We start from the raw sequence: 10,820 nt of genomic DNA on the forward strand, positions 1-10,820 counted from the left end.
TTGTAACACTTCTATCTCCATCTTAATTTATCCGCAATATTTCTACACTTATGTTATGAGTAAATAGTGGGTTCTTATCACTTCTACTGTCTCTCTTCTCAAAAAACAAAAAAAGAATGGGACTCCCCATTCTTTTTTATTCAACACCAAATAAGGATTTGGCATTCTTTGTTGTTACTTGTGCTACTTCGTCATAAGAAATTCCTTTTAAATTCGCAATTTCTTCTGCTACCAGTTTTACATAACTAGGTTCATTTCGTTTCCCTCGAAATGGGTGTGGTGTTAAATACGGGCAATCTGTCTCTATCAATAATTTTTCTAACGGAATCTCCATAGCAACTTCTTTCGGTTTCTTGGCATTTTTAAATGTTACTGGCCCACCTAATGAAATTAAAAAGTTCATATCGACACATCGCTGCGCTACTTCTACACTACCGCTAAAGCAATGCATAATGCCCCCTACTTCAGCTGCATTCTCTTCCTCTAGGATATCAACAATATCTTGAGTTGCATCGCGGTTATGTATAATAATCGGTAATTTCACCTTTTTCGCTAATGCAATTTGTTTACGGAATACTTCCTTCTGTATTTCTTTTGGAGACTTATCCCAGTGATAATCTAATCCCATTTCCCCAATTGCAACTACTTTAGGATGAGCCGCTAATTCTTCTAACCAAGCTAAATGTTCTTCTTTCATATCGATTGCATCAACAGGATGCCATCCAACTGCAGCGTAAATAAAATCATAAGCCTCTGCTAATTCAATTGCTTTCTTTATCGTTACTTCATCAAATCCAACAACAACTGTATATGTAACTCCCGCTTCTTTCATTCTCGTGATAACTTCTTGTAAATCTTCTTCAAATTGCTCTGCATTTAAATGTGAATGTGTATCAAACAACATAATAAATAACTCCTTTTATATTGAAATCAATTCTCTCATAGAAAAACTACACTCTTTCTAACTTAACGATAACAATACTTCAATTTTAATGCAAAAAACGGAATGTAAAAAGAAAAAAGACGCTTCACCAATGTTACACGTGAAACATCTCTTTTCTTGTCTCAATTACTTGATTTTTGTACCATTTGGTAAATTCTGGTCAATTGATGCTAATGACAATACGCCATTCTCTTCACCTGCTAAAATCATACCTTGTGATAATTCACCACGTAATTTTACAGGTTTTAAATTCGTTACACAAATAACCTTTTTACCTTTTAGTTCTTCTGGGGAATAGAATTTAGCAATCCCAGAAACCACTTGGCGCTTCTCTGTACCTAAATCAAGCTGAATTTTTAACAACTTATCTGCTTTTTTCACAGGTTCAGCGGATATTACTTCAGCTACTCGTAATTCTACTTTAAAGAAATCATCAATTGTAATTTCTTCTGCCTTTGGTTCTTCTGCTTTTTTCTCTTCTACTTTAGGAGCAGAACCTTGCATTTGTTCTTTAATATACCCCACTTCTACTTCCATTTCCAAACGAGGGAAGATTGGGTTTCCCTTTTCTACTTTTGTTCCAGCTGGAATACATCCAATTGTAGATAGGCTTTCCCAAGATTTATGCGCCTCTTCAGTAAGTCCAAGTTGAGCAAACATCTTACTTGGTGCTACTGTTAGGAATGGCATAAGCATAATACCTGTTTGACGAAGTACCTCAGCTAAGTGGGCCATTACAGACGCAAGTTTTTCGCGATCATTCTCATCCTTCGCTAATACCCACGGCTGCGTTTCATCAATATATTTGTTCGTACGGCTAACTAATTGCCAAATGGAACTTAGCGCTACAGAGAATTCCATATTCTCCATTGCCTCTTCTACTTTTTTCAATGTATCTTTGGCAAATGTCACTAAAGTTTCATCGAACTCAGTTACATTTTCTTTAAATGCAGGGATTTCCCCGTTAAAGTATTTATCAATCATAGCTACTGTACGATTTAATAAGTTACCTAAATCATTCGCTAAATCAAAGTTGATTCGTTCAACAAATCCTTCTGGTGTGAATACTCCATCAGATCCAAATGGAACTTCGCGAAGTAAGTAGTAACGCAATGCATCTAATCCGTAACGATCAATTAGTGTAACTGGATCTACTACGTTTCCTTTTGACTTACTCATTTTCCCATCCTTCATTAAAATCCAGCCATGAGCAAAGACTTTCTTCGGAAGTGGTAAATCTAAAGCCATTAAAATAATTGGCCAATAAATTGTGTGGAAACGAACGATTTCTTTCCCAACTAAATGGACATCTGCTGGCCAGAATTTTTTATACTTCTCTTCATTTTCTGTTCCGTATCCTAATGCAGTAATGTAATTAGACAACGCATCTACCCATACGTAAATAACGTGTTTTGGGTTACCTGGAACACGAACTCCCCAGTCAAATGAAGTACGAGAAACAGCTAAATCTTCTAATCCTGGTTTAATGAAGTTATTAATCATTTCATTTTTACGGGACTCCGGCTGAATGAAATGTGGGTTATCTTCATAGAACTTTAATAGTCGGTCTACATATTTACCCATTCTAAAGAAATAAGACTCTTCGCGAACAAGTTCTACAGCGTGACCACTATCTGGGCTTTTTCCACCAACTACTTTGTCACCTTCCATAATTGGATCTACTAATTGATGCGCTGTATAGAATGTTTCATCTTGTACAGAATACCAACCTTCATATTCATCAAGATAAATATCGCCTTGATCTACTAGCTGCTTGAAGATTTTCTCAACAACATCTTTATGACGATCTTCAGTTGTACGAATAAAATCATCATAAGAGATATCCATCTTCTCCCAAAGTTCTTTAATCCCTGATACAATGTTATCCACATATGCCTGTGGTGTAACATTTAGTTCTTCTGCTTTCTTTTGGATCTTCTGTCCATGCTCATCAGTTCCTGTTAAATAATGAACATTGTATCCTTGCATACGCTTATATCGTGCCATCGCATCTCCTGCTACTGTCGTATAAGCATGTCCAATGTGTAACTTTCCACTTGGATAATAAATTGGGGTAGTAATATAAAAGGACTTATTTTCCTCTTTCATCGTTTTGGACCTCCCGAATAACCTCATATGTATTTATAAACAGTATATCAAAAACTCATATATAAAGTGAAACTTTAATCCGTGGAGAGGGTTCATCCCCCATGGATTATTAGCCCACACCAATCGGGCTTTTACGAGCAGCCTGACTCCCACTTAACTTCTTTGCTCCGGCTAAATTTTAAAGTGGGAGTCTTACTGCTCGCAAATAGCGGGATAAAAACGAGTTAATGCTCGATATCTTTATCATCTATTACTCATATTCAAAAAAATATACAATATATTTCCCGAAAAGTATAAACATTACAAAAAATAATACAAAACAATTGTAGAAATGACTTACATTCTATCATATATAAGAAGTATAAAAATCTATAAATCTTTTTTAAAAATATAGAATTTAATAATTGACGGAAATGTAAATGATTGGTATCATATGTCCATAGGGTATTTTGTCGAAAAATGACGAATCAAAAAAATAGACTCGAAACTTATAAACTATTTATTTAGGAGGAAAAGAATTATGAAATCTACTGGTATCGTTCGTAAAGTTGATGAATTAGGTCGTGTAGTAATTCCAATCGAATTACGCCGTACTTTAGGTATTGCAGAAAAGGATGCTCTTGAAATCTACGTTGATGATGAAAAAATCATCTTAAAGAAATATAAACCAAACATGACTTGCCAAGTAACTGGTGAAGTATCTGATGGTAACCTATCTTTAGCTGAAGGTAAAATTATCTTAAGTAAAGAAGGCGCTGAACAAGTCTTAAACGAACTTCAAGATTATATCGAAACAGCAAAATAAGCTTCTCAATTATGAGAAGCTTATTTTTTATCCACATGATAGATTTGATATACGTCTCGTTTCGACAAATCTCGATCTTTAGCGACTGTTTTTATCGCTTCTTTTGAATTCATACCTTTTTCATTTATATAATGTTCAATATGATTATATACTGAAATAGCTTCCCACCATTGTTCTTCTGGAGTAGGTTCTTCTGTTGAACCTGCTACTAAAATACAAAACTCACCACGAACTTCATTTTGCTTCGTCCACTCAATCGCTTCTTCAATTGTTCCACGAATAAACTCTTCAAATTTTTTCGTTAGCTCACGACATAATACGATTTCCCTATTTCCTAATACTTCTTGCATAGAGATTAAAGTATCATCTAAACGATGTGGCGCCTCATAAAACATCATTGTAGTTGGAATATAGCGTAGTTTTTCTAATTCAAGCTTACGTCCCTTTTTATTTCTTTGCAGGAAACCATAGAAATAAAAATGTTTTGTCTCAAGTCCTGATGCAATCAATGCTGTAAGGGCTGCATTTGCCCCAGGAAGCGGGATAACATGATATTGTTCTGCTACAGCCTCTACAACGATATCATAACCAGGATCTGAAATACATGGCATACCAGCATCGCTCACAATGGCTACAGTCTTACCTTCTTCTAACTTATCTAAAATTTTCCGTCCACTTACTCCTTTATTATGCTCATGATAACTCATAACTGGTGTTTCAATTTCAAAGTAATTACAAAGTTTCTTCGTTTGCCTTGTATCTTCCGCTGCAATAATGTCTGCCTCTTTTAAAATTCGGATTGCACGAAATGTCATATCCTCTAAATTTCCGATTGGAGTCGGTACTAAATATAAAACTCCCTTTTCATTTTGCTGAAAGCTTTTTTGCTGCCACATAGCGTTCTCCTTTTTGCATATATTCTTCTTTTTTTTTCCTCGTTAACTGCTTAAAGTGATACTCAGCTTGCATAGCCGTTCGTTTATCCTCGTGATCCTCTACATATTTTAAAACAACTGGAAGTCTAGCGCGTGTATATCTAGCACCTTTTCCACTATTATGGGTCTGAATCCGTTTTTCTATATGATTCGTGTATCCAGCATAATAACTTCCATCAGAACACTCCACCACATAAAAACAATGCTTATTCTTCTCCATATAAAATTGAACGAAGCTCCTTTGTATATTCATTATTTTCTTCATATACAAAAAGAGGTGGTAAGATTTTTAAATCTGCATTTCCATCCTTAATTCCTTCAATTAACAATGTATTCGCTTCTTTACCAGCCTTAGGATAAACAAATCGCACACGTTTCGGTTCAATTTTGTATTTACGCATTAATGTGACGATGTCGAGCAAACGACCTGGACGATGTACAAATGCTACTTTCCCACCCTGTTTCACTAGCTGACTACTTGCGTATACAACATCTTCTAGTGTGCACATAATTTCATGACGAGCTATCGCTAAATGTTCATTCATATTCTTCTCAGAAGTTTGTGGTGTTTGAAAATAAGGAGGATTACATGTTACAACATCATATTGATGACGTCCAAGTTTCTCCGGCATATCTTTCAAATCTCCATGGATTAAATGAATTCTTTCTGCTAAATTATTGTATTGAATGCTTCTTATTCCCATATCATATAAGCGCTCTTGAATTTCTACACCTGTAATTTTCCCTTTTGTCCTTGTACTTAATAAAAGAGGGATAACTGCGTTACCTGTACACAAATCAAGTAAATTACCTTTTTGAATTGGCACCCAAGCAAAATCTGCAAGTAAAACAGCATCCAAAGAAAAATTAAATACTGATGGACTTTGTACAATCTTCATATCTTGCGCTAATAAGTAATCTAAACGCTCATCTTCATATAAATTCATATATTGCTCCCTTTCTTACACTTAACCTACCCTATTTCATCTTCTATTAATGTAAAAATAAATTTCATTCTACTCTCATGTATAAAAAATTACCTTTCCAATTATATTGGAAAGGTAATCTCACTTTTTATTTAAAAATGACAGACAGAATAAACAATCTCCCTCTTTACGTACACTTCCATAATGTAGATTGCAAATATGAAAACCTTCTTGATATAGTCTCGCTAGATTATCGTAGCCTTCACCAATATCTGTCTTCGCTTTCATTTCTTTGCGTTTTTGAGTTTTTTGTTTTTCCTTGTTCTGCACTTCTTCAAAACGATGTCGCAAATTTTCATTTTCCATTTTTATATGTTGGTTTTCTTCCAATAATTCTGCAAGATGTTGTTTTAATTCTCCCAACTGTTTGTATAAATGTCCAATTTGCTCTTCCATACTAGAAACCGATGCAAAAATATCCTTTTTCTCCACAAGCACCCACCTCATTAATCTGTGGTTTGACTCGAAACGACCCCTTTATTCATTAATTCATCTAACGTATATTCTACTATCCGTTCCTTGTCTACTAGTTCCACTTGAATTAATCTTTCTAAAATATTTAATCCGATAACACGGCCAGTACCGTGCGGTGTTTGTATACGTTGATCTAAATCAGGAAGTTGTTCCTTTGCTGCCTCATATTCATCATTCTCATATTTTAAGCAACACATTAAGCGACCACATAAACCAGAGATTTTTGCAGGATTTAATGATAAATTTTGATCCTTTGCCATTTTAATGGATACAGGTTCAAAATCTCCTAAAAAAGTAGAACAACAAAGCATACGACCACATGGACCAATACCACCAAGCATTTTTGCTTCGTCACGAACGCCGATCTGTCTCAGCTCAATTCTTGTCCTAAAAATTGCCGCTAAGTCTTTCACTAGTTCCCGGAAATCAATCCGACCATCCGCAGTAAAGTAAAAAATAATCTTATTACGATCGAACGTATACTCTACATCTACAAGCTTCATATCAAGATTATGTTCTCCTACCTTTTGTTGACAAACTTGATATGCTTCTTTCGCAGCATGCCTATTCTCTTCAACAATGGTACGATCATTTTCATTTGCAATACGAATAACTTTTTTTAGCGGTAATACAACGTCATTTTCATCAACTTGCTTTTTGGTAATAACTACTTTTCCGTACTCAATACCTCTTACCGTTTCTACAATTACAAACTCATTTTCTGAGATATCGAACTGATTCGGATCAAAGTAATATACCTTTCCGGCCTTCTTAAAGCGAACACCTACTACATCATACAAAACGGTCATCCCTCCTGCAACCGCAACACTAACTGTTCGAACACAAGCTGCGCATTTACATTAGCGTTGATTCTATTTTTTGCCTCTAATATATTAAAGAGAGCTGATACAATGCGCTTCTGAGCATAAGAAAAGGATTCAAACATCTCTTTCTGCTCATGAAAAACAAGACGATCTTCTTCTCCAAGTTGAACATATAATAAATCCTTATAAATAAGGAGTAACATATCTAAGCCTTGCTGTAATTGTTCTTTCTCTCCAAAGTGCTTCCCCCATTTTTCTTGTACAAAAAAAATAGAGGCCTTATCTTTTTCGAGCGCTTCACATAATTTTATCACTAAAGCTCTCGCTTGTGCAAACCATTCATCATTACACATTAATAAAGCTTCTTCAAAACTATTTGTAAGCTGCGCAGCAAGTGTAGATAAAGAAACTGTAATACCTTCTTCCTCTAACCTCTTAATTAAAGATTCTGTAGGCAACGGCCTAAACGTAACAACCTGACAACGAGATAAGATTGTATTTAAAATCTGATGACTTTGTTCAGTAAGTAAAATAGCTGTTGTATCACTACTTGGTTCTTCTAAAAACTTTAAGAGCGTATTCGCTGCATTTGCTGTCATACGATCTGCATGCTCAATAATATATACTTTTTTATTTGCTTCTAATCCTGTTTTTGAAAACTCTTCTTGTAAATCATGAATTTGCTGTTTTTTAATAGATAATCCATCTGGTTTTACAATATGTAAGTTTGGGTAGTTACCTGAATCAATTCGGCGACAATTCGTACATACATGACAAGGCTCTACACCATTTCTTTGTGAACAGAGAAAACTTTTTGCCATTTGAATTGCTGTGGCGAACTTCCCAGTCCCTTTCCCTCCCTCTAACAAGTAAGCGTGGGATATACGCTCTTTTGCAATGCTATTCATCAACATTTTGACACCGATGGGCTGTATAGCAGAAAGCTGCTCCCACGTATTTATCATACTGCATACCTCACTTATTTCATTCTTTCCTTCTATTATAACAATTTATCTTCTATAATCTGAACAACTTCTTCTATAAGTTTTTTCATTGGTTGATCAGCATTTACTAATACAATGCGATTAGAGAAACGCTCTACAACTTGTAAATACCCTTCACGCACACGTTTATGGAAAGAGATATCTTCCATATCTAGTCGATTTACTTCACGTCCTGCATCTTTTCCAATTCGTGCTAAACCTACCTCTGGCTCAATATCTAAATAGATTGTTAAACTAGGCATACAATCTTCCGTTGCGAAACGATTAATTTCAAATACTTTATCCATACCTAAGCCTCTTGCATATCCTTGATATGCTAAAGAGCTATCTATAAAACGATCACATAGTACAAGATAGTTTTCCTCAAGTGCTGGCATAACTTTTTCCACTAAATGTTGTCTACGTGCAGCAGCATATAAGAGCGCCTCTGTACGTGCTTCCATCATCGTATACTCTTGTTTATGTAAAATTGTTCTAATATCTTCAGAAATTACAATACCACCCGGTTCTCTGGTCGCCATTACCTTTTGTTCCTTTTGCTCAAAATATGGTAATAAACTTTTAATTAATGTTGTTTTACCCGAACCTTCTGGCCCTTCAATTGTTACAAATAATCCCTTCATCCTAAAACCTACTTTCTATATCATACACGTTCATATATTGCGTACTACCTTGAAAACGAGCCCCTGTTTTCTCTAAATGAGTAATTTGCTTTGTATGTTCTTGAGTAATTCTCTCTCCATACATGATCAATGGAATTCCAGGTGGATACGGAATCACCATTTCTGCAGCTATCATACCAACGGCTTCTTCTATAGATACTAACTTCGTTTCGTATCTCTCTAATTGTTTATACGTATACGGTAAAGGGGAAATCTCCCCTTTATAAGTATAACGAATTGATACTGTCTTGTCTTTTACCTTATATTGCTGCATAGCTAATCGAATGATCTCTATAGCTTTCATATACCCCTCATTTACTTGTAACGGTAATATAAATAGGACGTTATATGGATCTGCCATTTCCGTATATATACCGACTTTTTCAAATACAGACTGTAATTCATACCCCGATAACTGACAGCGAGTTTGCACCGTAACTTTTAATTCATCTTGCAATGGATATTGCAAAATGGCTATTTGTGGGATAGATCGCAATCCTTCTTTAAATCGGCGTAAAAACTCAACGATTTCATCATGACCCTCTTCCTTTATAACTGCTATTGCAAAACGTGCTATATCAAGAGAAGCCATAATTGGATACGATGGGCTACTAGATTGTAGCATACTTAAATAGGAGGAAACTTTCTCTTCGCTCACCAAACGGCTATTTATATGTAAATAAGATCCCATTGTCATCGCAGGTAATGTTTTATGTGCGGAATGAACCACAATATCCGCACCATAAACTAATGCTGACTTCGGGAAGGGGTCCCCTATACAAAAATGCGCCCCATGGGCTTCATCTACTAGAACAGGAATTTTATGTGCATGTGCGTAAGCGATACTTGCCTCTAAATCAATTCCCATACCATAGTAATTAGGATGTGTTAAAATAAGTGCTTTTGCATTTGGATACTTTGTAATTGCCTCCTTAATAATTTCATCATGAACACCTACTGGTACGTTATGTACTTCATCAATCCATGGATTTAAAAAGACCGGATTAGCCCCTGCTAATTTCAAACCATTAATGATCGATTTATGACAATTTCTTTGTACGAGGACAATATCATGTTCGCCGCAGCAAGACAAAATCATTGCTAAATTTCCAACTGTTGAACCATTAATTAAAAAATAACTTTTGTGCACGCCATATACTTCAGCTAATAATTGCTGTGCTTCATCTATACATTCAAACGGGCTATGTAAATCATCTAATCCTGTTAACTCTGTTACATCAATTGATAATATGTCCTTAAACCCCCCTGAAGCTTTCTGAGGGAAGTTTAAACCATTCTTATGACCTGGAACATGAAAAGATAGTAGTCGCCTTTCTTTAAATTCCATTAGCGCCTCATATAAAGGCATACGATTTTGATTCATATATATCTCTTCCTTATTATTCATTCTGTATCTATTATACAGATATTAGGGCAAAAAAAATAATAGGCATAATGCCTATTTAAAAATATGATACTTCTAATTTTCGCAGTTGTTTTAAATAATGTATATACTTCGGGTCAGTTGTCTCAGTATTCACCAGATTCCTTTCGCACTCGTAACATATTAAATTATTATATACATATATTCCTTCCCCTCTTTTTGTCTCACAAACGATGCAAATTTCACTTGGTAATTTCATAATCTTTCCTCCCTTTTTAAATAAACATATTATATACCTCTATTCCTTAACAAATTTCCGGAAAATATACATCAATTTTTTATATAATATGATTTATTCTTGGGCAACGTGTTTGTATTACTTATGTATTCCCTTTACTTCTTTCATGTACTGTTTAAAAACAAAAAAACACAAGTCAAAAGACTTGTGTTTTTATCTTGCTTGGCGACGTCCTACTCTCACAGGGACAAGGTCCCAACTACCATCGGCGCTAGAGAGCTTAACTTCCGTGTTCGGTATGGGAACGGGTGTGACCTCTCTGCCATCATCACCAAACTATGAAGGTATATTCCTTCAAAACTAGATAACATTTGCTTCATATTATATGGTTAAGTCCTCGATCTATTAGTATTCGTCAGCTCCACATGTCACCATGCTTCCACCTCGAACCTATCA

At 35.2% G+C, this 10,820-nt stretch carries 12 protein-coding genes and 1 rRNA gene; 1 reads left to right on the forward strand and 12 read right to left on the reverse strand.

The features are described from left to right. Window positions 1-136 precede the first annotated feature (136 nt). Together AC1DS7_RS26150 and metG are read right to left on the reverse strand one after the other, a co-directional pair. Window positions 137-904, reverse strand: a complete 768-nt coding sequence (locus AC1DS7_RS26150; protein ID WP_002143974.1) for a TatD family hydrolase — start codon at window positions 902-904, stop codon at window positions 137-139. A gap of 165 nt (window positions 905-1,069) precedes the next feature. Further along, window positions 1,070-3,052: a methionine--tRNA ligase gene (gene metG / locus AC1DS7_RS26155; protein WP_002143973.1), complete on the reverse strand. Its 1,983-nt coding sequence runs from the start codon at window positions 3,050-3,052 to the stop codon at window positions 1,070-1,072. Between the two features lie 520 nt (window positions 3,053-3,572). Between metG and AC1DS7_RS26160 the strand changes: the two genes are divergently transcribed. Beyond that, window positions 3,573-3,857 (forward strand): AbrB/MazE/SpoVT family DNA-binding domain-containing protein, encoded by a 285-nt coding sequence (locus tag AC1DS7_RS26160; RefSeq protein ID WP_000843037.1) that lies wholly within the window; start codon window positions 3,573-3,575, stop codon window positions 3,855-3,857. Window positions 3,858-3,877: 20 nt separating this feature from the next. Here AC1DS7_RS26160 and rsmI read toward each other — a convergent pair whose 3' ends face one another. The 10 genes from rsmI to rrf form a co-directional block, all read right to left on the reverse strand. Then, window positions 3,878-4,753 (reverse strand): 16S rRNA (cytidine(1402)-2'-O)-methyltransferase, encoded by an 876-nt coding sequence (gene rsmI, locus AC1DS7_RS26165; RefSeq protein ID WP_002143972.1) that lies wholly within the window; start codon window positions 4,751-4,753, stop codon window positions 3,878-3,880. Then, window positions 4,722-5,012, reverse strand: a complete 291-nt coding sequence (locus tag AC1DS7_RS26170) for a GIY-YIG nuclease family protein (RefSeq protein WP_002130207.1) — start codon at window positions 5,010-5,012, stop codon at window positions 4,722-4,724. The genes rsmI and AC1DS7_RS26170 overlap by 32 nt, the downstream gene beginning before the upstream one ends. Further along, a complete protein-coding gene (locus tag AC1DS7_RS26175) occupies window positions 4,999-5,739 on the reverse strand; it encodes a tRNA1(Val) (adenine(37)-N6)-methyltransferase (RefSeq protein WP_002143971.1) in 741 nt (246 codons plus the stop codon). The genes AC1DS7_RS26170 and AC1DS7_RS26175 overlap by 14 nt, the downstream gene beginning before the upstream one ends. A gap of 120 nt (window positions 5,740-5,859) precedes the next feature. Further along, a complete protein-coding gene (gene yabA / locus AC1DS7_RS26180) occupies window positions 5,860-6,210 on the reverse strand; it encodes a DNA replication initiation control protein YabA (protein ID WP_002009639.1) in 351 nt (116 codons plus the stop codon). Window positions 6,211-6,224: 14 nt separating this feature from the next. Next, window positions 6,225-7,052 carry a PSP1 domain-containing protein gene (locus AC1DS7_RS26185; protein ID WP_002009637.1) on the reverse strand — a complete coding sequence of 276 codons (828 nt, stop codon included), beginning with the start codon at window positions 7,050-7,052 and terminating at the stop codon, window positions 6,225-6,227. 5 nt (window positions 7,053-7,057) lie between these two features. Beyond that, on the reverse strand, window positions 7,058-8,041 hold the full coding sequence (gene holB / locus AC1DS7_RS26190; protein ID WP_002009636.1) for a DNA polymerase III subunit delta': 984 nt from the start codon (window positions 8,039-8,041) through the stop codon (window positions 7,058-7,060). Between the two features lie 35 nt (window positions 8,042-8,076). Continuing rightward, a complete protein-coding gene (tmk, locus tag AC1DS7_RS26195) occupies window positions 8,077-8,703 on the reverse strand; it encodes a dTMP kinase (RefSeq protein ID WP_476999290.1) in 627 nt (208 codons plus the stop codon). 1 nt (window position 8,704) lies between these two features. Continuing rightward, window positions 8,705-10,126, reverse strand: coding sequence for an aminotransferase class I/II-fold pyridoxal phosphate-dependent enzyme (locus AC1DS7_RS26200; RefSeq protein WP_002143970.1), 1,422 nt, complete (start codon window positions 10,124-10,126; stop codon window positions 8,705-8,707). A 79-nt stretch (window positions 10,127-10,205) separates the two neighbouring features. Then, window positions 10,206-10,385, reverse strand: a complete 180-nt coding sequence (locus AC1DS7_RS26205) for a sigma factor G inhibitor Gin (protein ID WP_002130199.1) — start codon at window positions 10,383-10,385, stop codon at window positions 10,206-10,208. 199 nt (window positions 10,386-10,584) lie between these two features. Beyond that, window positions 10,585-10,700 (reverse strand): 5S ribosomal RNA (rrf, locus tag AC1DS7_RS26210). Window positions 10,701-10,820: the final 120 nt, after the last annotated feature.

It is taken from the genome of Bacillus sp. P4_E1 (genome assembly GCF_056401715.1).